The following is a 20,129-nucleotide window of genomic DNA, read 5'->3' on the forward strand; positions in this document are numbered from 1 at the left end:
CGCTTGCACGCCCAGCTCACGGTCACGCCCGCCCGGCTGCCCGAAGTCCTGCTCACCACCGCCGTCGTCCGGCCGGTGTTCCTCTGGGGCGCCCCCGGCATCGGGAAGTCCTCGCTCGTCCGGGACTTCGCCGCCTCGCTCGGGCTCGACTGCGTGTCGCTGCTCGGCACCCAGCTCGCGCCCGAGGACCTCATCGGCGTCCCGCAGATCGTGGACGGCCGCAGCCGCTTCTGCCCGCCGGAGCAGATCGCGCGCGACGAGCCGTACTGCCTGTTCCTCGACGAGCTGAACGCCGCCGCGCCCGACGTCCAGAAGGCGTTCTACTCGCTCATCCTCGACCGCCGGATCGGCTCGTACGAGCTGCCGGCGGGCTCGGTCGTGATCGGCGCCGGCAACCGCGCGACCGACCAGGCACTGGCCCGGCCGATGGCCTCGGCGCTGGTGAACCGCCTGGTGCACGTCCACCTGCGCGCCGCGCCGGGCGACTGGCTCGCGTGGGCGGCGGGCCACGACATCCACCCGTGGGTGATCGAGTACCTCACGCAGCGCCCGGACCACCTATGGAGCCCGCCGCCGAAGACCGAGGAGCCGTTCTCGACGCCGCGGTCGTGGCACATGCTCTCGGACCTGCTCCGCTCCGCCGGCGACCCGGCCGACGACGAGACGATCGCGCTGCTGGCGTACGCGACGCTCACCCCGGCGCACGCGGGCGCGTTCCGCGCGTACCTGAAGGTGGCCCGGCACGCCTTCGACCTGGAGGCGATCCTCAAGGGCGACGCTCGCTGGCCCGCGGAGCCCGGCGACCGCGACCTGCTGTACTTCCTCGCCGAGACGTTCCGCGCCCGGCTGGTCAAGGACCTGCCCGCGGACAAGCGGCACGCGTCGGCCTCGGTGCGCCAGTTCGCTTTCCGCGCCAAGGGCCTGCTCGTCGAGCTGGCCGAGATCTCGCTCGAGATGGCGCAGCTGGTCATCGCCGACGACGAAGCCGGGCACCCGCGGCTGCCGTCGTGGTTCCTCGTCGAAGCCGCCCGCGACCTCCCGCGGCTGGTCGCGGCCCGGGCATGAGCACCGCTCGCGTCGAAGCCCAGCGCCGTGAGCGCCGCGCCAAGGCGATCGCCGACGGCTGGGCCCTGGCCCGGTCGCACACCGTCCTGGACCACCTCGTGCGGGGAGCGAGCCTCAGCCCGGCGAGCGGCACCGGGGGCTGGGCCGTGGTCACCGATCGCGGTCTCGTCACGCCGAACCGCGGCCGCGACGCCGAACCGGCCGAGTGGGCCTGGGTGTTCGCGCACCTGCTGCTGCACCTCGGCCTCGGTCACCTCGACGAGGACCAGCTCACCGAGGCGGCGGCCGTCAAGCCGGGCCGCGAGGTCGAACCGGTCTACGCCGCCGCGTGCTGCGTGGCCGTGCACCGGTTCGCCGAAGCCGTCCACGTCGGGACGCCGGTGCTGGACCTGCCCGAGCTGCCCGGCACCGACGAGCTCGCGCTGACCCGCGCCTGGCGCGAAACGGGCGTGCCGGCGCCGTTCGCCGACCTGGGCACCGGCCGGCCGTGCCTGGTGCTCGCGGAGCCGATGAGCCGCTGGCAGCTGCAGTACCACGGGAAGCCGGAGCCGTGGACCGAACGGTTCGCCCGCGGCCTGATCGCGTCGGCGACCGAGGCGATGGAACGCGCCGCCGACGCGCGCGGGCAGACCCGGCACCGGCGCGCGCTGGGGGAGTGGGACCGCGCGCTGTCGTGGTTCGTCTCGTCGTTCCCGCTGCTCGGCGCGATGGCCGCCGGGTTCACCCTCGTCGTGGACGCCGAAGTCGTGCGTGCCTGGGACATCGCCGTGGCCGCGGTCGACGCCGGGCACGGCAAGATCTACGTCAACCCGAACGCGGCCCTGACCGCCGAGGAGTGGCGGTTCGTGCTCGCCCACGAGATGCTGCACGCCGCGCTGCGGCACGACCGGCGGGCACTGGGCCGCGAGCCCTACCTGTGGAACGTCGCCTGCGACTACGTGATCAACGGCTGGCTGGTCGCCATGGGCGTCGGCGAACTGCCCGGCGACGGCCTGCACGACCAGCAGCTGACCGGGATGTCGGCGGAGTCGGTGTACGACACGCTGACCACCGACCTCCGCCGGGCCCGCAAGCTCCTGACGCTGGGGTCGCGCGAGGCGGGCGACGTGCTGGGCGGCTGGCTGTCCGAGCCGGAGGCGGCGCAGCGCCGGTCGTCCAAGCGGGGCGCGCGGCCGGTGCCGTGGGGTGACCGCGTCCAGGGCGTCGACCTCGACGAGTTCTACCGCCGGGCGCTCACGCAGGGGCTGGAGTACCACCACGCCCAGGGCCGCGGCCTGCTGCCGCTCGGGCTGGAGCAGGAGATCCGGGCCCTCGACCACCCGCCGCTGCCGTGGGACGCGCAGCTCGCCCGCTGGTTCGACGAGCACGTGCGCGCGGAGCTGCCGGTGCGCAGCTACGCGCGGGCGTCCCGCCGCCAGTCGGCGACGCCGGACATCCCGCGCCCGGGTCGCATCCGCCCGGAACGGCTCGACCGGCGCGCGACCTTCGGCGTCGTGCTGGACACGTCCGGGTCGATGAACGCGGAGCTGCTGGGCAAGGCGCTGGGCGCGATCGCGTCGTACGCGCTGGCCAGGGACGTCCCGGCGGCCCGGGTGGTGTTCTGCGACGCGGTCGCCTACGACGCCGGGTACCTCGCCGTGGCGGACATCGCGGGCCGGGTGAAGGTCCGCGGTCGTGGCGGCACGATCCTGCAGCCGGGCGTCGACCTGCTGCAGCGGGCTCCGGACTTCCCGGCCGACGGCCCGATCCTGATCATCACCGACGCCCAGTGCGATCACGTCCGGCCCCGGCGGGAGCACGCGTACCTGGTGCCGCGGGGCGCGCGGCTGCCGTTCGTGGCCCGCGGGCCGGTCTTCCGCGTGGCATGACCCACGCCGGGCTGGCGCTGAGGTGAACCGCCAATAAACTCCCGCGCATGGACGACCCGCACTACCTCTCCGGCCTCCAGCTGACCGGCCGCCGCGTTGTCATGTTCGGCGGCGGGTCGGTGGCCCAGCGACGGCTGCCCCGGCTGATCAGCGCGGGTGCCCGCGTCGAACTGGTGTCGCCGCACACGACGCCGTCGGTGCAGGGGATGGTGGACGCGGGCGAGCTGGTCTGGCACCAGCGCCGCTACGCCGAGGGCGACCTGCGCGCCGCCTGGTACGCGCTGGCCTGCACCGACGACCCCGAGGTGAACGCGGCGATCTGCGCCGAGGCCGAGCGTGAGCGCGTGTTCTGCGTGCGCGCCGACGAAGGCGAGTCCGGTTCCGCCGTGACGCCGGCGTCCGGCCGCCACGGCGGCCTGCTGTTCGGCGTCCTCTCCGGCGGCGAGCCGCTGCGTTCGGCGGCCGTGCGCGACTCGATGCTCGACGGCCTCCACAACGGCACGATCGAGGACGGCCGTCAGCCCCACCCGGAGGGCACGCTGCCCGGAGTGGCCCTGGTCGGCGGCGGTCCCGGCGACCCCGAGCTGATCACGGTCCGCGGCCGCCGGCTGCTCTCGCGCGCGGACGTCGTGGTGGTCGACCGGCTGGCGCCGCGCGAGCTGCTCGACGAACTGGCGCCGGAGGTGGAGATCGTCGACGCGGCGAAGATCCCCTACGGCCGCGCGGCGAGCCAGGACGTCATCAACCGGACGCTCATCGAGAAGGCCAAGGAAGGCAAGTTCGTCGTCCGCCTCAAGGGCGGCGACCCGTACCTGTTCGGCCGCGGCTTCGAAGAGGTCCTCGCCTGCGCGGAGGCCGGCGTCCCGGTCACGATGGTCCCGGGCATCACGAGCGCGTTCGCGGTCCCGGCGGTGGCGGACGTCCCGGTCACCCACCGCGGCGTGGCGCACGAGGTGGTGGTGGTCTCGGGTCACGTGGCCCCGGGCGACGACCGCTCGCTGGTCGACTGGGAGCTGCTGGCCCGCATGCGCGGCACGATCGTGCTGATGATGGGCGTGGAGCGCCTCCCGCAGTTCGCCAAGGCCTTGCTGGACGGCGGCCGCCCGTCGGACACCCCGGTGGCGATCGTCGAGGACGGCACGATGCGGACCCAGCGCACGCTGCGCTCCACATTGGACAAGGTGGTCACGGACGCGGCGGCGTCGGGGGTGCGCCCGCCCGCGGTGATCGTGATCGGCCCGGTGGCGGGTCTGGCGCCGGTTCAGTCCGCGTAGCAGCTCGCCGCGAAGTCCCGGATCGCGTCCGACAGCCTGGTCGGGTCGAGCCTCAGCTCGACCGGGCTGCGCGCCTGGACGAACTCCGCCGCAGGCATGTCCACCGCCAGCGTGTCCGCGTCGCCGAAGGGGTGGATCGGGTCGCCCTGGTGGCCGATCACCAGTGCCCGCGTCGTGATCCGGCGGCGGACCGACTTCGGCGGGGCGATCCGGCCGAACAGCACGCCGTGCAGGAGGGCCGCCATCGGGGCCGGGCGTTGCGAGAGCGTGTCCGTCACGACGTCGACCCACTGGTTGCCGTGCGGGACCAGGGAGGCCACCAGCGCCACCGCCTGGACCGTGACCGGCAGGAAGCGGGCCGCCATCAGCAGCGGGGCGAACGTGAACAGGCCCGCGACGATCGCGTTGTCCAGCACCGGCATCTCGACGATCAGGCCGCGGGCGCGTCCGGGCGCCTGCACCGCCACCTCCAGCGAGACGTTCGCGCCGAGGGACGTCCCGCCGATCACCGCCGACTCGACTTCGAGGTGGTCGAGCAGCGCCAGGGTCTGCTCGGCGAACGACGGCATCGAGTACAGCCACGACTCGGTCGGGCGGTCGGAGTCGCCGTGGCCGAGGAGGTCGAGCGTCACCACCCGGAAGCCCGCGCGGGCCAGCCGGCGCGCCAGCGGGGCGTGCATGCGGCGGGTCAGCATGATGCCGTGGGTGAGCACGACGACGCGGTCGCCGCTGCCGAACTCCGTGTACCAGAGCCGGTGGCCCTCGTGGTCGAACGAGCCGGTCAGCTCGATCGGCCGGGACGCGCGCCGCGCGGGCGGGGCCGGGGGCTCGGGCTCGATCAAGGTCGCGCTGCTGGCCGGGCTCATGTCCCACCGTCCTCCCCGCGTCGTGGTCGCCTACGTCCAGGAAAACATCCCCTGACCACGTTGGCACAGTGACTCGCGCGTCAATTGACAACGTGCCAATGGCGGCTCGTCGCGGGCATGGGTCAAGATGACCCCATGACCGCTACTGCTGACAGTCTGCCCGACCTCGTCTCCCTCAAGGTCGACGTCGACGGCCACGTGGCCGAAGTGACGCTCCTCGGTCCGTCCAAGGGCAACGCGATGGGTCCCGACTTCTGGCGCGAGCTGCCGCTGGTGTTCCGCGCGCTCGACGCCGACCCGCAGGTCAGGGCCGTCGTGCTGACCGGCAGTGGCCGGCACTTCTCCTACGGCCTCGACCTGCCGGCGATGATGGGCGACTGGGCGCCGATGCTCGGCGGCGACAGCCTCGCGGGCCCGCGGACGGCATTCCTCGACCAGGTCCGGTCGCTGCAGGCGGCGGTCAGCTCGATCGCGGAATGCCGCAAACCGGTTGTAGCGGCCGTTTCGGGCTGGTGCATCGGGGGCGGGGTGGACGTCGTCGCCGCCGCGGACATCCGGCTGGCCAGCTCCGACGCCAAGTTCAGCGTCCGCGAAGTGCGCGTCGCTATCGTCGCGGACCTCGGCAGCCTCCAGCGCCTCGCCTCGATCATCGGCGAAGGGCACCTGCGGGAGCTGGCCCTGACCGGCAAGGACGTCGACGCCGCACGCGCCGAGAAGATCGGTCTCGTCAACGACGTGTACGAAGACCAGGACGCGCTGCTGAAGGCCGCGCGGGAACTCGCCGCCGAGATCGCTGCGAACCCGCCGCTCGTGGTGCAGGGTACGAAGCAGGTACTGGCGGCGAACACCGAGCGCCAGGTCGCCGACGGCCTCCGGTACGTCGCGGCCTGGAACTCGGCGTTCCTGCCCAGCAAGGACCTCGGCGAAGCGGTCCAGGCGTTCATGGAGCGACGCGCGCCGGAGTTCAAGGGCGAATAACTTCCCCGTCGGCCGGTGAAGAACTAGGAGGCAGCGTGACCGCTTCGGAAGTCCACCACGCGTTCCGCGTGGCCCGGGATTACCTGCAGGCCCACCGCGAGGACTACGACACGGCCTACCGCGACTTCGCCTGGCCGGAGTTCGACGAGTTCAACTGGGCCATCGACTGGTTCGACGTGGTCGCGCACGACCCCGACAACGCGCAGCGGTACGCGCTCTGGATCGTCGAGGAGGACGGCACCGAGAACCAGTGGACCTACCCGGAGCTGTCCGGCCGGTCCAACCAGGTGGCGAACTGGCTGCGGGGCCTCGGCGTCCGGCGCGGCGACCGGCTGATCCTCATGCTGGGCAACCAGGGCGAGCTGTGGGAGACGATCCTCGCGGCGATCAAGCTCGGCGCCGTCATCATCCCGGCGTCGACGCTGCTCGGCCCGGCCGACCTGACCGACCGGGTGGAGCGCGGCGCGGCCAGGCACGTCGTGGTCCGCTCGGCCGACGCGCCGAAGTTCGCGGACGTCGAAGGGGACTACACGCGCATCGCCGTCGGAGAGCCGGTCGAGGGCTGGCAGCAGTACTCGGCCGCGTTCGCCGAGTCGTCGGAGTTCGCCCCGGACGCGCCCACGAAGGCCACCGACCCGCTGCTGCTCTACTTCACCTCCGGCACCACGGCGAAGCCGAAGCTGGTGCAGCACACGCACGTCTCCTACCCCGTCGGGCACCTGTCGACGATGTACTGGATCGGGCTGGAGCCGGGCGACGTCCACCTCAACATCTCCTCGCCGGGGTGGGCGAAGCACGCGTGGAGCAACTTCTTCGCGCCGTTCAACGCCGAGGCGACGGTCTTCCTCTACAACTACAACCGCTTCGACGCGGGCGCGCTGATGGCCCAGATGGACCGCTGCGGCGTGACGAGCTTCTGCGCGCCGCCGACGGTGTGGCGGATGCTCATCCAGGCCGACCTGACGGCGTTGAAGACGCCGCCGAAGAAGGTCGTCGGGGCGGGGGAGCCGCTCAACCCCGAGGTGATCGAGCAGGTCCAGAAGTCGTGGGGCGTCACCATCCGCGACGGCTTCGGGCAGACGGAAAGCAGCGTCCAGATCGCGAACACGCCGGGCCAGGACGTCGTGCCGGGCTCGATGGGCCGCCCGCTGCCGGGGTTCGTGGTGGCGCTGGTCGACCCGGTCAGCGGCGAGCGGGCGTCGGAAGGCGAGATCTGCCTCGACCTGCAGCACCGCCCGGTCGGCCTGATGACCGGCTACGCCGGAGACGACGAGCGCACGTCGGCGGCCTTCGGAGGCGGCTTCTACCACACCGGTGACGTCGGTTCGGTCGACGAACGCGGCTACATCACCTACGTCGGGCGCACGGACGACGTCTTCAAGGCGTCGGACTACCGGATCTCGCCGTTCGAGCTGGAGAGCGTGCTGATCGAGCACGAGGCGGTGGCGGAGGCGGCGGTCGTCCCGGCCCCGGACCCGATCCGGCTCGCGGTGCCGAAGGCGTACGTCGTGCTGGCCACCGGCTTCTCACCGGACGCCGGAACGGCGCGGTCGATCCTGGCGTACTGCCGCGAGCACCTGGCGCCGTACAAGCGGATCCGGCGGCTCGAGTTCGCGGAGCTGCCGAAGACGATCTCGGGCAAGATCCGCCGCGTCGAGCTGCGCGGCCGCGAAAGCGACCCCGCTCGGGGCGCGGGGACGGAGTTCCGCGAAGAGGACTTCCCGGACCTCAAGGCGTGACCAGGGGCGCCCCGGGGCTGGTCGCCCCGGGGCGCTTTCGTCAGCTGCGGGTGCCCTCGACCTGGCGGCCGTCCTCGGTCGAGCACGCCGTCACGGGGTCGTTCGCGCCGCTGCCGCAGGTCCAGTCGCCGAGGACGACCGGGCCGGGGCCGTCGGGCGAGCTCGCCTCGGCCGGGGTCAGCTTCGCGAAGTAGTCGGTCAGCAGCTGGGTGGCCGCGGCGCAGTCGACCTTGCCGTGGGCCACGACCGCCGTCTTCGCGCCGCCGGCACCGGTGACGTCGCCGCACGGGACGCCGGGCGCGGTGGACTCCGCCGCCGCGGCGGCCGCGGGGGCGGGGGACGGCGCCGCGGGGGCCGGGTCGGCGCCACCGCACCCGGCCAGTGCGGCGGACGCGGCGACGAGCAGCAAGGGGTACGCGAGAGTCTTCATGGGCCCTTCAGGAGCGGGACGGGTCGACGGGGATCACTCGGACGGCACGACGGCGGCGAAGACCGTCTGCTCGCCCTTGGTGCAGGTGGTGCCGCCTTGCGCGGCGGGCGGCCCGGAGGTGCACAGCCAGCCGTCGACGGTCTCGTTCACCGCGTCGTTCGAGCCCGCGCCCTGGCGGCCGGCGATCTTGTGGTGGAAGTCGCCGACGAGCTTCGTCGCCGCGGCGCAGCTGACGCCGGCGGAGCCGCTGTCGAAGACGTAGAGCGTCAACCCGCTGGCGGCGGTCACCGTCCCGCAGGCCCCGGGCACCGAGGGCGGCGCCCCGGACGGCTTGGGCGCGGACGGCACGACGGAGGAGCTCCCCGCGGCGGGCGGCGGCGGGGGAGTACCGGTGGACGTCGTCGCCGGCGCGGTGCTCGACACCGAGGGTGACGGCGCCGGGGCCGGGGCCGCCTGTTCGGCGGAGCAGGCGGCGAGCACGGGCAGCGCGAGGCAGGCCACGAGCCACGTCTTCGTGGTGGTCGGGTGGGGCACCGCGATCCTTCCTCCCCGGCTGGCTGGCCCGGTCATTCTGGCCCATCCGGGCGAGGCTCCGAGGGGCGACGCGCCCAAGGGTGTGCCGGAGATTACTCCAGCCGGGTGGCGCCCCGGTCCGGTGGCCGTCGGAAGAATGTCCACAATGGACGATTAACATTCCGTTCACGCTCCGAAACCTCAGGCTGCCATCTCGAATCGATCGGTCTAATTCGCGCCGCGCCGGTTAACAAATCGGCCCCGCGTGCCGAAGATCTTGGTGGGAGGCAAGAAGAGCTCCCGTCCCCGAAACCCGCCCCGAGCCCGTAGAGAGCCATGAACGCCAACGCTGTGACCAGCACCGAAGACCCGTCCAGTCCGCCGACCGCCCCGTGCACCGTCGTCTGGTGCTGCGGCCGCCCGTACGTCCTCGAGGGACGAGCCGGCCGAGCCCGCTGGATGGGCACCGACTACCGCGGCCGCCCCGAGTCGCTGACCAGCGCGGAGCTGCAGCGCCGCGGCTGGAGCCACCGCCGCGCGAGCTGACCCTATGCCGGGCCGCCGTGCGTCGGCGGCCCGGCATCGGGACGTCGACGGGCGGTGGCTGCGCACGGTGACCGGTTCGGCGCCGCCCGCCTGGGGGGCAAGCGCCCGCCGCCGGCCAACCGGCGGCGCTCGACACCGGCGCGTGGCAACCCGGACTGGTGCCAGGCCGCGGTGCTCTGCCGGTGGTCGCTCGGCGCCCGAGTCGCGCCGGCCGGCGCGTGGCAGTCCGGACTGGTGCCAGGCTGCGGTGCTCTGCCGGTGGTCGCTCGGCGCCCGAGTCGCGCCGGCTGACGCGTGGCAGTCCGGACTGGTGCCAGGCCGCGGTGCTCTGCCGGCGGTCGCCGGCGCCCGAGTCGCGCCGGCCGGCGCGTGGCAACCCGGACTGGTGCCAGGCCGCAGTGCTCTGCCGACGGTCGCACGGCCCCCGAGTCGCGCCGGCCGACGCGTGGCTCAGTCAAGTTGCAGGTTCCGCCCGAGGTCGCCGCGCGTGCCGACCTCGCCGCCGGGCCGCCCCGCTGCCGGGTCATCCCGGCTGCCGGCCCCGAGCCGTTCACCCGAACCCCCACCGCACCACCCGACGCCGCCACCCCGCTCCGCTGTTTAATGGCCCGGTGAGCACAGCCGCGCCCGAACCCGCCGCTCCGGCGGGCGCCCCCGAGCCGTCCCTGCTGCGGCAGGCGATGAACGTTCCCAACATCCTGTCCCTGCTGCGGCTGGCCGGCGTGCCGGTGTTCCTCTGGCTGCTGCTCGGCCCCGAAGAGGACGGCTGGGCGCTGGCCCTCCTCGTCTTCAGCGCGCTCACCGACTGGCTGGACGGGAAGCTCGCCCGCTGGCTCAACCAGATGTCGCGGCTCGGGCAGCTGCTCGACCCCGCCGCCGACCGGCTGTACATCCTCGCCACCCTCATCGCGTTCCTCGCCCGCGAGATCATCCCCTGGTGGGTGGTCGTGCCGCTGCTGCTGCGCGAAGCCGTCCTCGGCGTGTGCGTCCTGACGCTGCGCCGCCGCGGGTTCGCGCCGCCGGAGGTCACCTACATCGGCAAGGGCGCCACCTTCGTGCTGATGTACGCCTTCCCGTTCCTGCTGCTCGCGCAGGGCGGCTCGGACGTCGCCGCGATCGCTCGGCCGATCGGGTACGCCTTCACGATCTGGGGCGGCGTCCTCTACGTCTGGTCCGGCGTGCTCTACGTCCTCCAGGCGCGCAACGCCCTCCGCGGGGCGCGGGAAGCCTGAGCCGGGCCCGGGCCCGGCGGTTGCGCCGTGTGGGTGTAAGACTTCGCCCAGCACGTTTCGCCAGTGAGGGCATGAAAGGGGACCGGCGGTGTCCGCTCCTGAAGAGCTTCGCTACACCGAGGAACACGAGTGGGTCGCCACCCGCGAGGAGACGCTCGTCCGCGTGGGCATCACCGAGTACGCGCAGGACCAGCTCGGTGACGTCGTGTTCGTCGACCTGCCCGAGGTCGGCCGCCAGCTCAGCACGGGCGACGTCTTCGGCGAGGTCGAGTCGACCAAGAGCGTCTCCGAGCTGTTCGCGCCGGTCGACGGCGAGATCGTCGCGGTGAACGACTCGGTCGCCGACTCGCCCGAGCTGATCAACAGCGACCCCTACGGCGAAGGCTGGCTGATCGAGATCCGGCTCGACGACCCGGCGGGTCTGGAAGCGCTGCTCGAAGCCGAGGCCTACGACGCCCTGACCAAGGGCTGAAGCCCGCTCCCACCCGGTCGGACCAGCGCTGCGCCGGTTCGGGGAGCCGGGGCTCGGAGAATCGATCAGACACGGTACGTTGGCAGCTACACGTTCTTGAGTACTAGGCAACACAGCATGTGTGGAGGAGAGCTCAGGTGAGCACGAACGACGGGCCCGGCGGCGTTCCCCCGGAGCAGTCTCCGGAGCGGACCTCTGTCTTCCGGGCCGACTTCCTGGCCGAAGTCGAAGGTCACGAGCCCGCCCCCGCCGCGGAGGCGCCCGTCCAGGGTGTCGACGCCCTCCCGGCGGGTTCGGCGCTGCTGGTCGTGAAGCGCGGGCCCAACGCGGGTTCGCGGTTCCTGCTCGACCGCGACACCACCAGCGCCGGGCGGCACCCGGACAGCGACATCTTCCTGGACGACGTCACGGTCTCCCGCCGGCACGCCGAATTCCGGCGTGAGGGCGGCGAGTTCGTCGTCATCGACGTCGGCAGCCTCAACGGCACCTACGTCAACCGCGAGCCGGTCGACCAGGCCGTTCTCGCCGGGGGCGACGAAGTGCAGATCGGGAAGTTCCGCCTGGTCTTCCTGACCGGCCCGGGGCACGGGGGCCAGGGGGCGCAGTGACGGCGGCCGGACGGCCACAACGCGACGGGTTGAGCATCGGGGCCGTTCTCGCGCAGCTGCGCGGCGACTTCCCCGATGTCACCATCTCCAAGATCCGGTTCCTCGAAGCGGAAGGCCTGGTCACCCCGGGCCGGACGCCTTCGGGCTACCGGCAGTTCGCCGCGGCGGACGTGGAGCGTCTCAGGTTCGTCCTGGCCGCCCAGCGGGACCACTACCTCCCGTTGAAGGTCATCAAGGAACAGCTGGACGCGGCGGACTCGGGTGCCGGGCCCGTCGCGGACCTGCCCCGCCCGCCGCGCCGGCTGGTGCCGATCGACGCACCGGCCGAGAACGTCGGCCTGCCCGTGGCGGACGACTTCACCGCGGGCAGGGAGCTGCGCCTGACCCAGGAGGAACTCCTGGAGCAGGCGGGCATCGACGCCGCCGCGCTGGCCGAGCTGCAGCAGTACGGCCTGGTCCGGCCCGGTCCCGCCGGGTTCTTCGACCCGGACGCGGTGCTGGTGGCGCGGACGGTGCGGGCGATGACCGAATTCGGTATCGAGCCGAGACACCTGCGTGCCTTTCGCGCCGCGGCCGACCGCGAGGTCGGGTTGCTGGAGCAGATCGTGACCCCGGTGTACCGGCATCGTGACCCGGAGGCCAAATCGAGGGCCGACGAAGTGGTGCGCGAGCTGGCGGCACTGTCCGTGACGCTGCACACGCTCCTCGTCAAGGCCGGAATCCGTGGCGTCGCCGGGTGTTGATCACCATCGAGACCGCAACGGGGGAGTGAGATCCTCTTTGCGGTCCCATGTCAATGACTGAATGTTCGGCACCGCATGCCGTACCGTGAAGGCACGGGTTTGCGGCAGGCGAACCGAGAGAGTCCGGACAGCGAGCACAGCGCGCGGATGACGGGTAGCGTCGACAGTGGCGGCGCGAAGCCGTTCCACCGCTGAAGCCCGTGCACGAGAGGGAGGCGAAATCCGATGAGCGAGATGCGCGTCGTCGGGGTGCGGGTCGAGCTGCCCGCGAATCAGCCGATCTTGTTGCTGCGGGAAACCGAGGGCGAACGGTACCTGCCGATCTGGATCGGCTCGGTCGAAGCCACCGCCATCGCCTTGGAGCAGCAGGGAGTCCGCCCGGCCCGCCCGCTCACGCATGACCTGCTGAAAGAGGTCATCGGGGCGCTCGGCCGGGAACTCGAGCAGGTCGTCATCACCGACCTCAAGGAAGGCACGTTCTTCGCGGAACTGGTCTTCGACGGCGACATCCGGGTGTCCGCCCGGCCGAGCGACTCGGTCGCGCTGGCCCTGCGGATCGGGGTCCCCATCCACGCCGTGGACTCGGTGCTGGAAGAGGCCGGCCTGATCATCCCGGACGAGCAGGAGGACGAGGTCGAGAAGTTCCGCGAGTTCCTCGACTCCGTGTCGCCGGAAGACTTCCGCGGAGCGGACACCTGAGTACTTGCCTTGACGCGGACGTCAACGTCTAGCGTCGGGGTATGCGGATCGGAGAGCTTGCGCAGCGCACGGGTGTCACCACCCGTGCGCTGCGTTTTTACGAGGATCAGGGCCTCCTCGCGGCCCGTCGTTCGGCGAACGGCTACCGCGAATACGACGAGGACGACCTCCAGCTGGTCAAGGAGATCCAGACCCTGCAGACGGTCGGGCTGACCCTGGAGGAGACCCGGCCGTTCGTCGAGTGCCTGCGCAGCGGCCACGAAACCGGTGACTCCTGCGCGAATTCGATCGAGGTCTACCGCCGCAAGCTCGAAGAAGCCGACGCGCTCCTGGCCCGCCTCGGCGGCATCCGCGGCGAACTGGCCGCGAAGCTCGCCGGCGCGCTCGCCCGGCAAGCGCCCGACCCGTGTGTCGTGCCCGAATCCCCGCGCCCGTGAAGGAGACCGCCGTGTCCGAAGACGCCACCGTCAGTGCTGTCACCGATGCGACCTTCGCCGAGGTCCTCGGCAGCGACGTTCCCGTGCTCGTCGAGTTCTGGGCCACCTGGTGCGGCCCGTGCCGGATGGTCGGCCCGGTGCTGGCGCAGCTGGCCACCGAGCGGGCCGGCGGACTCGTCGTCCGCAAGATCAACGCGGACGAGAACCCCGAGACGACCCGGTCCTACCAGGTCATGTCGCTGCCGACCATGATGCTGTTCCGGAACGGCGAGCCGGTCGAGACGATCGTCGGCGCGTTCCCGAAGGCCCGCATCGAGGAGCGGCTCGACCGCGTGCTCAAGGCGCCGTCGCTTTGACGAAGGTGTCGGCCACCTCGCGGCCGTACTTCTCCAGGTCCAGTGCCGGGTCGGCGGCGTAGGCCGCGGCGACGCCGTCGATGGCCTGCGCGATCGACATCGCCATCACCTCGGGCGTGAACTCGCCGAACGCGCCTTCGGCCTGGCCCTGCTTGAGCTGGCGGGCCAGGCCGTGCACGCGCAGGTCGTCGACCAGCACCTTCGTCATCACCCAGCCGTCGACGTCGTCGGTGTTGGCGGCCAGCTCGGTCAGCACCCGGACGCATTCCGGGTACGTGCGCAGGAACGCTATCGACGTCTCGATGTGCGCCCGCAGGTAGCCGGGCCGGTCGGCGGGGTCGAGCCCGCCGCCGGTGCGCTCCTTCAGGTAGCCGTTCCTGGTCTCGACGACCGTGCTGAGCACGGCCTGCATCAGGCCGGCCTTGTTCGTGAAGTGGTAGGAGATCAGCCGGGTGCTGCTGAGCCCGGCCCGCTCCTTGATCTTGGCGAACGTGGTCCGGCGGTACCCGAGGTCGGCGAGGACGCCGATGGTCGCGCCGATGATCTGCGCGCGGCGTGCGGCCTCGGTGGGGCTGAGCCCCATCTCGGCCATGATGTCGGTGCTTACTTGCATGAGTAAAAAGTTACTCGGCTGAGTAAAACACGTCAAGGAGTTTGAACCGCCGCGCACGGGGTATAGCGAACGGCTCAAAGGCTCATCCGACCGTTGAGGCTTGCCGCGCGTCGCGTTGACCGGTGTTCTCCTGACGCTTACCGTCGAGAGAGGTAAATCGCCACGATGTGATTCACGGTCTGGGGCCGGATCGTGGCGGTTGATCTCCGGCGGGTCCCGCTCCTGGGACTCCCCGGCTGTCATTCGCCGGCCGTCCGGTCGGGCGAGGGGAGGCTTGCGTGGTCGAGGCTGGTTCCGAGAAGCAGCCTGTTGGGGTCGCGGGTGGCGAACAGGGTGAGCTGTTCCCCGACGACTCGCTGCCGGACGAGCTGGTGGGTTACCGCGGCCCGGCCGCGTGCCAGATCGCCGGGATCACCTACCGCCAGCTCGACTACTGGGCCCGGACGAAGCTGGTCGCACCCAGCATCCGCACGGCGCACGGCTCCGGCTCGCAGCGGCTGTACTCGTTCAAGGACATCCTGGTCCTCAAGGTCGTCAAGCGGCTGCTGGACACCGGGGTCTCGCTCCAGAACATCCGGGTCGCCGTCGACCACCTGCGCCTGCGCGGGGTCCGCGACCTGGCCAAGGTGACGCTGTTCTCCGACGGCACCACGGTCTACGAATGCACCTCGCCGGAGGAGATCGTCGACCTGCTCCAAGGCGGCCAGGGCGTCTTCGGCATCGCGGTCAGCGGCGCGATGCAGGAGATCAGCGGGACCATCCACGAATTCCCCGCCGAGCGCGCGGACGGCGGCGTCGTCGAGACGCACGAGCCGGACGAGCTCACCCAGCGCCGCAACGCACGCAAGACCGGTTGATCACCGCTGCGGCGGACGGAGTAAGGTTCTCCCTGCGGTCGACGAATCCGCGCGGGAGAGTCCGAGCCTCATATTGAGCTCGGCGCCGAAGGAGCAAGTCCTCCCCGGAACCTCTCAGGCACCCTGGACCGCGCGGACGAGACGCCTCTGGAAAGCGGGTCGTCAGGACACCACCTGATGGCCCCGCCGACGGTGCAAGCCCGGTTCAACCACGCGGGCGAAACTCTCAGGCGCCCCTCGGGGTACGGACAGAGTGGGGAGGGCCAGGACACCGTTGTCCCGGCCCCGCCCCGCCGTCCCCAGGAGGCCTTCGTGAATCCGTCACTCGCCTCCCTGGAGCAGGGGATCCCGTTCGCCGAGCGGCACCTCGGGCCGGGTCCGGCCCAGCTGCGCACGATCCTCGACGTCATCGGCGTCGCCTCCCTCGACGAACTCGCCGAACACGCCGTTCCCGAGTCGCTGCGCGCGTCCGCCGAGCCCCTCGAACTGCCGCCGGCGGCCTCCGAAGCCCAGGCGCTGGCCGAACTGCGCGAGCTGGCCGCCCGCAACCGGCCGACCGCCGCGATGATCGGGCTCGGCTACCACGACACCGTGACCCCGCCCGTGATCCGGCGGAACGTCCTCGAGAACCCGGCCTGGTACACCGCCTACACGCCCTACCAGCCGGAGATTTCCCAAGGGCGGCTCGAAGCGCTGCTCAACTTCCAGACCATGGTCGCGGACCTGACCGCGCTCCCGGTCGCGAACGCCTCCCTGCTCGACGAAGCCACCGCGGCCGCCGAAGCGATGACGCTCGTGCGCCGGGCCGGCCGGGCGAAGTCGAACCGGTTCGTCGTCGACCAGGACACCCTGCCGCAGACCCTCGCCGTGCTGCGGACGCGAGCCGAGCCGCTGGGGATCGAACTGGTCGTGGAAGACCTGTCGCAGGGACTCACCGGGCTGGGGCTCGGCGGCGACTTCTTCGGCGTGCTGCTGGCCTACCCCGGCGCGTCGGGGGCCGTGCACGAGCTCGACCTGACCATCGCGGAAGCCAAGAAGCGCGGCGCCGCGGTGGTCGTCGCGGCCGACCCCCTCGCCTTGACGCTGCTGCGGCCGCCCGGCGAGCTCGGCGCCGACGTCGCCGTCGGGTCGACGCAGCGCTTCGGCGTCCCGCTCGGCTTCGGCGGCCCGCACGCCGCTTATCTCGCGGTGCGAAAGGGCTTGGAGCGGCAGCTGCCCGGGCGCCTGGTCGGGGTCGCGAAGGACGCCGGCGGCGCGCCCGCGTACCGGCTCGCGCTGCAGACGCGCGAGCAGCACATCCGCCGCGAGAAGGCGACCTCGAACATCTGCACCGCGCAGGTCCTGCTGGCGGTGATGGCGTCGATGTACGCCGTGTACCACGGCCCCGACGGCCTGCGCGCGATCGCGTTGCGGGCCCACCGGATGGCGACCGTGCTGGCCGCCGGCCTGGCCGAAGGCGGGGTCGAGGTCGTGCACGGCGAGTTCTTCGACACCGTGACGGTGGCGGTGCCCGGCCGGGCGGACGCGGTCGTCGCGGCGGCCCGCGACCTCGGCGTCACCCTGCGCCGGATCGACGGCGACCACGTCGGCGTCGCCTGCGACGAAACGACCACCCGCGAGCGGCTTTCGTTCGTGTGGAAGGCGTTCGGCGTCTCGGTGTCCGATGTGGACGGCCTGGACGCGGACACGGCCGACGCGCTCCCGGCCCCGCTGCGGCGCACGAGCGCGTTCCTCACCCACCCGGTGTTCCACGAGCACCGGTCGGAAACGGCGATGCTGCGGTACCTGCGCCGGCTGTCCGATCAGGACTACGCGCTCGACCGCGGCATGATCCCGCTCGGCTCGTGCACGATGAAGCTCAACGCCACCGCGGAGATGGAACCGGTCACCTGGCCGGAGTTCGCCGGGCTGCACCCGTTCGCGCCCGCCGAGGACGCCGCCGGCCTCCTCGAGGTCGTCGCCGACCTGGGTGCCTGGCTCGCGCGGATCACCGGCTACGACGCGGTTTCGCTGCAGCCGAACGCCGGGAGCCAGGGCGAGTTCGCCGGCCTGCTGGCGATCCGCGCCTACCACCGCTCGCGCGGCGAGGACGCGCGAGACGTCTGCCTGATCCCGGCCAGCGCGCACGGCACGAACGCGGCGAGTGCCGTGATGGCGGGTATGCGGGTGGTCGTCGTCCGCTGCGACGACGACGGAAACATCGACCTCGCGCACCTCAAGTCCACTGTGGACAAGCACCGGGGCGACCTGGCGGCCATCATGCTGACCTACCCGTCGACGCACGGGGTGTACGAGGACACCGTCGGCGAGGTGTGCGCGGCGGTGCACGACGCGGGCGGGCAGGTGTACGTCGACGGCGCCAACCTGAACGCGCTGATCGGCGTCGCCCAGTACGGCCGGTTCGGCGCCGACGTCTCGCACCTGAACCTGCACAAGACCTTCTGCATCCCGCACGGCGGCGGCGGTCCCGGCGTCGGCCCGATCGGCGTGCGCGCGCACCTGGCGCCGTTCCTGCCGAACCACCCGCTGCAGCCGGCGGCCGGGCCCGGGTCCGGCGTCGGCCCGGTCAGCGCGGCGCCGTGGGGGAGCGCGTCGATCCTGCCGATCTCGTGGGCCTACGTCCGGATGATGGGTGCCGAGGGCCTGCGCCGGGCGACGCTCGTGGCGGTCGCCAACGCCAACTACATCGCCCGCCGGCTCGGTGAGCACTACCCGGTGCTGTACGCGGGCCGCTCGGGTTTCGTGGCCCACGAATGCATCCTGGACCTGCGGCCGCTGACGAAGGCCACGGGCGTGACCGTGGACGACGTCGCGAAGCGGCTGGCGGACTACGGGCTGCACGCGCCGACGATGTCGTTCCCGGTCGCGGGCACGCTGATGGTCGAGCCGACCGAAAGCGAGGACCTGGCCGAGCTGGACCGCTTCTGCGCGGCGATGATCGCGATCCGCGCGGAGATCGACCGCGTGGCGTCGGGGGAGTGGCCGCTGGCGGAGTCCCCGCTGCGGCTGGCCCCGCACACGGCGGGCTGCCTGGCCGGCGACTGGAACCGCCGCTACAGCCGCGAGACGGCGGCGTTCCCGGCGGGCCGGACGGCGGCGAAGATCTGGCCCCCGGTCCGCCGCATCGACGGCGCCTCCGGCGACCGCAACCTGGTCTGCTCCTGCCCGCCCCCGGAAGCCTTCGCCTGAGTGGTCGTGAGTGCGTAACAGTGTTCTGACACTGTTACGCACTCACGACCCCGGTACCGGACAGGTGGAGCAGCAGCTCGGCGCGGCTGGTGAGGCCGAGCTTGCGGTAGATCTGCTGCAGGTGCTTCTGGACCGTCCGCGGGCTGATGCCGAGCCGCCGGGCGATCTCGCGGTCGGACGCCGCCCGCGCGACCAGAGTGGCCACCTCCTGCTCGCGGGCCGTCAGCTCCGGGGCCGTCCCGGCGACCGGGTGGACCGCCGGCCGCTCGTGCCGGGCGAACGCCTGGGCCAGGTGCGGCGTGAGCAGCTCGACCAGGTCGTGGTCGCGGGCGGAGAACCCGGGCCGCGACCGGCTGAGCGTGAGGACGCGTCCGTGCCGGTCGTCGACCTGGACCACGCACAGCAGCTGGTCGACCGTGCCGCGCGGGCGGTAGAAGTCGGTGTAGAAGGGCAGCCCGCGCAGCGTCCGGAGGTCGGCCAGTTCGGTCAGCGCGGCCGCCGTACCCAGCCGCAGCGCTCCCGAGCGGTGGGCCGCGAACCCCGGGTGCTGGTGCGCCAGCGCCCGGAACTCCGCGTGGCGCATCAGGTTGTGCTCCGGCCGGTCGGTCACCGTGCCGGTCAGGCGGCGGGTCGTGTGCTCGGTGCTCGTGCACGAGACGACGTCGCAGCCGACCAGCCGGCCCAGTCTCGCCAGCCCCTCGGCCGGCCCCGCCGCCTTCAGCTCGCGCACCACTTCGAGGGCGCGGTGCAGGCACCGCGCCGTCACTTCACCGCTCACCCGGAATCCCCCTCGGCTCGTCCGGTCAAGAAAGACCCGGAAGCGCCGAGGGAGATACGAACCGGGTGTTACCGGGCGATCCGGACGTTCAGCGTGGTGTTCGAACCGGCGCTGACCATCGACTGCGCGATGCTGCTGATCCCGGCCGGCGCGCTGTAGGAGTTGTTGTTGCTGTCGTCCTCGTCGTCGGTGTGGAAGAAGCCCGACGAATCGACCCCGGAGAACACGAGGTAGCCGAAGCCGACGTTCGGGAACGCCGTCGTCGTGGCCACCCCCGGGGCGAACAGGCAGAACCGCAGCAGCGTGTTGCTGTCGCTCACGTTCGGGAAGATGTTGCCCGAGAACGAGTTGTTGTTGCTGTCGTCCTCGTTGTCGAACCGGCGCGAGAACTCCTGGGAGCCGTTCGGGCAGTTCGCGCCCAGCTTGAGCACCGAGTAGGGCCGGAACGAGCCGGACTGCGTGACGCCCCGGAACGCGGCGCCGTCGACCCGGCAGAAGAACAGCTCCGTGTTGCTCGTGCTGCCGACCGCCCCGATGAAGCCGCCGCGCGAGTTGGCGTTGCCCGAGTCCTCGTCGTCCATCCGGATGACGATCGCCTCGGTCCCGGCCGGACACGACCGGCTCGACGGGATGACGCCGACGTCGGTCGTCGCCGCCTGGGCGGGCGCGGCCGACACGGTGAGGGCTCCCGCGAGCGAGGCCAGGAGCAGTGCCGGAACGGTGAAGAGTCTTTTCATGGCTGGTCTTCCTCCCCATTGCTGTGTGACCGCTCAAGGACACCAAGCCGGCCGGGGGAGCGGCCATACGCACTTCTGCGTACGCGGGTCCACGGCGTGCGCACAGGAACGGGAGGTAGGTTGACCGCC

At 72.1% G+C, this 20,129-nt stretch carries 21 protein-coding genes and 1 riboswitch; of the genes, 15 read left to right on the forward strand and 6 right to left on the reverse strand.

The window, feature by feature from the left end; translation table 11 throughout:
* The first annotated feature begins 3 nt into the window (after positions 1–3).
* From AB0B33_RS14235 to cobA, 3 genes are read left to right on the forward strand one after another with little or no spacing between them, the layout of a single operon-like run.
* Complete coding sequence (locus AB0B33_RS14235) at positions 4–1,065, forward strand: MoxR family ATPase (protein ID WP_360770976.1); 1,062 nt, start codon at positions 4–6, stop codon at positions 1,063–1,065.
* Positions 1,062–2,933: a hypothetical protein gene (locus AB0B33_RS14240; RefSeq protein ID WP_360770979.1), complete on the forward strand. Its 1,872-nt coding sequence runs from the start codon at positions 1,062–1,064 to the stop codon at positions 2,931–2,933. Before AB0B33_RS14235 ends, AB0B33_RS14240 begins: the two co-directional genes overlap by 4 nt.
* 47 nt (positions 2,934–2,980) lie before the next feature.
* On the forward strand, positions 2,981–4,207 hold the full coding sequence (gene cobA, locus AB0B33_RS14245) for a uroporphyrinogen-III C-methyltransferase (RefSeq protein WP_360770982.1): 1,227 nt from the start codon (positions 2,981–2,983) through the stop codon (positions 4,205–4,207).
* On the opposite strand, the gene AB0B33_RS14250 is transcribed toward cobA, so the two are convergent.
* The gene (locus AB0B33_RS14250; RefSeq protein WP_247023167.1) at positions 4,195–5,073 is read right to left on the reverse strand and encodes an alpha/beta fold hydrolase; all 879 of its coding nucleotides are present in this window, start codon (positions 5,071–5,073) and stop codon (positions 4,195–4,197) included. The two genes, cobA and AB0B33_RS14250, sit on opposite strands and share 13 nt — an antisense overlap.
* A gap of 135 nt (positions 5,074–5,208) precedes the next feature.
* On the opposite strand from AB0B33_RS14250, the gene AB0B33_RS14255 reads away from it, so the two are divergent.
* A complete protein-coding gene (locus AB0B33_RS14255) occupies positions 5,209–6,051 on the forward strand; it encodes a crotonase/enoyl-CoA hydratase family protein (protein ID WP_360770985.1) in 843 nt (280 codons plus the stop codon).
* 35 nt (positions 6,052–6,086) lie between these two features.
* Positions 6,087–7,790, forward strand: a complete 1,704-nt coding sequence (locus AB0B33_RS14260) for an AMP-binding protein (RefSeq protein ID WP_360770988.1) — start codon at positions 6,087–6,089, stop codon at positions 7,788–7,790.
* 40 nt (positions 7,791–7,830) lie between these two features.
* On the opposite strand, the gene AB0B33_RS14265 is transcribed toward AB0B33_RS14260, so the two are convergent.
* Entirely contained in the window at positions 7,831–8,220 is a 390-nt protein-coding gene (locus AB0B33_RS14265; protein ID WP_360770991.1) for a hypothetical protein, read from the reverse strand.
* A gap of 33 nt (positions 8,221–8,253) precedes the next feature.
* The gene (locus AB0B33_RS14270; RefSeq protein WP_360770994.1) at positions 8,254–8,754 is read right to left on the reverse strand and encodes a hypothetical protein; all 501 of its coding nucleotides are present in this window, start codon (positions 8,752–8,754) and stop codon (positions 8,254–8,256) included.
* Between the two features lie 315 nt (positions 8,755–9,069).
* On the opposite strand from AB0B33_RS14270, the gene AB0B33_RS14275 reads away from it, so the two are divergent.
* The 8 genes from AB0B33_RS14275 (at position 9,070) to trxA (ending at position 13,826) form a co-directional block, all read left to right on the forward strand.
* A complete protein-coding gene (locus AB0B33_RS14275; protein WP_360770997.1) occupies positions 9,070–9,279 on the forward strand; it encodes a hypothetical protein in 210 nt (69 codons plus the stop codon).
* A 611-nt stretch (positions 9,280–9,890) separates the two neighbouring features.
* A complete protein-coding gene (locus AB0B33_RS14280; protein ID WP_247023172.1) occupies positions 9,891–10,511 on the forward strand; it encodes a CDP-alcohol phosphatidyltransferase family protein in 621 nt (206 codons plus the stop codon).
* An 88-nt stretch (positions 10,512–10,599) separates the two neighbouring features.
* Complete coding sequence (gcvH, locus tag AB0B33_RS14285; protein ID WP_247023173.1) at positions 10,600–10,983, forward strand: glycine cleavage system protein GcvH; 384 nt, start codon at positions 10,600–10,602, stop codon at positions 10,981–10,983.
* Positions 10,984–11,120: 137 nt separating this feature from the next.
* A complete protein-coding gene (garA, locus tag AB0B33_RS14290) occupies positions 11,121–11,591 on the forward strand; it encodes a glycogen accumulation regulator GarA (protein ID WP_086864865.1) in 471 nt (156 codons plus the stop codon).
* Positions 11,588–12,334, forward strand: coding sequence for a MerR family transcriptional regulator (locus tag AB0B33_RS14295; protein ID WP_247023174.1), 747 nt, complete (start codon positions 11,588–11,590; stop codon positions 12,332–12,334). Before garA ends, AB0B33_RS14295 begins: the two co-directional genes overlap by 4 nt.
* A gap of 225 nt (positions 12,335–12,559) precedes the next feature.
* Positions 12,560–13,033, forward strand: coding sequence for a bifunctional nuclease family protein (locus AB0B33_RS14300; protein WP_004559569.1), 474 nt, complete (start codon positions 12,560–12,562; stop codon positions 13,031–13,033).
* A 41-nt stretch (positions 13,034–13,074) separates the two neighbouring features.
* The gene (locus AB0B33_RS14305) at positions 13,075–13,470 is read left to right on the forward strand and encodes a MerR family transcriptional regulator (RefSeq protein WP_247023175.1); all 396 of its coding nucleotides are present in this window, start codon (positions 13,075–13,077) and stop codon (positions 13,468–13,470) included.
* Positions 13,471–13,481: 11 nt separating this feature from the next.
* Positions 13,482–13,826, forward strand: a complete 345-nt coding sequence (gene trxA, locus AB0B33_RS14310) for a thioredoxin (protein WP_247023176.1) — start codon at positions 13,482–13,484, stop codon at positions 13,824–13,826.
* Here the strand turns inward: trxA and AB0B33_RS14315 are convergent.
* A complete protein-coding gene (locus AB0B33_RS14315) occupies positions 13,807–14,439 on the reverse strand; it encodes a TetR/AcrR family transcriptional regulator (RefSeq protein WP_360771002.1) in 633 nt (210 codons plus the stop codon). The two genes, trxA and AB0B33_RS14315, sit on opposite strands and share 20 nt — an antisense overlap.
* Positions 14,440–14,717: 278 nt before the next feature.
* On the opposite strand from AB0B33_RS14315, the gene AB0B33_RS14320 reads away from it, so the two are divergent.
* Entirely contained in the window at positions 14,718–15,296 is a 579-nt protein-coding gene (locus tag AB0B33_RS14320; RefSeq protein WP_281506288.1) for a MerR family transcriptional regulator, read from the forward strand.
* 42 nt (positions 15,297–15,338) lie between these two features.
* A riboswitch (glycine riboswitch) is annotated at positions 15,339–15,437 on the forward strand.
* Between the two features lie 171 nt (positions 15,438–15,608).
* On the forward strand, positions 15,609–18,485 hold the full coding sequence (gene gcvP / locus AB0B33_RS14325; RefSeq protein WP_360771006.1) for an aminomethyl-transferring glycine dehydrogenase: 2,877 nt from the start codon (positions 15,609–15,611) through the stop codon (positions 18,483–18,485).
* A 34-nt stretch (positions 18,486–18,519) separates the two neighbouring features.
* Here the strand turns inward: gcvP and AB0B33_RS14330 are convergent, their stop codons facing one another.
* A complete protein-coding gene (locus AB0B33_RS14330) occupies positions 18,520–19,263 on the reverse strand; it encodes a helix-turn-helix transcriptional regulator (protein WP_360771009.1) in 744 nt (247 codons plus the stop codon).
* A gap of 68 nt (positions 19,264–19,331) precedes the next feature.
* Positions 19,332–20,000, reverse strand: a complete 669-nt coding sequence (locus AB0B33_RS14335) for a hypothetical protein (protein ID WP_360771012.1) — start codon at positions 19,998–20,000, stop codon at positions 19,332–19,334.
* Positions 20,001–20,129 lie beyond the last annotated feature (129 nt).

The organism is Amycolatopsis sp. NPDC049159, from assembly GCF_040648295.1.
GTDB lineage: Bacteria > Actinomycetota > Actinomycetes > Mycobacteriales > Pseudonocardiaceae > Amycolatopsis > Amycolatopsis pretoriensis_A.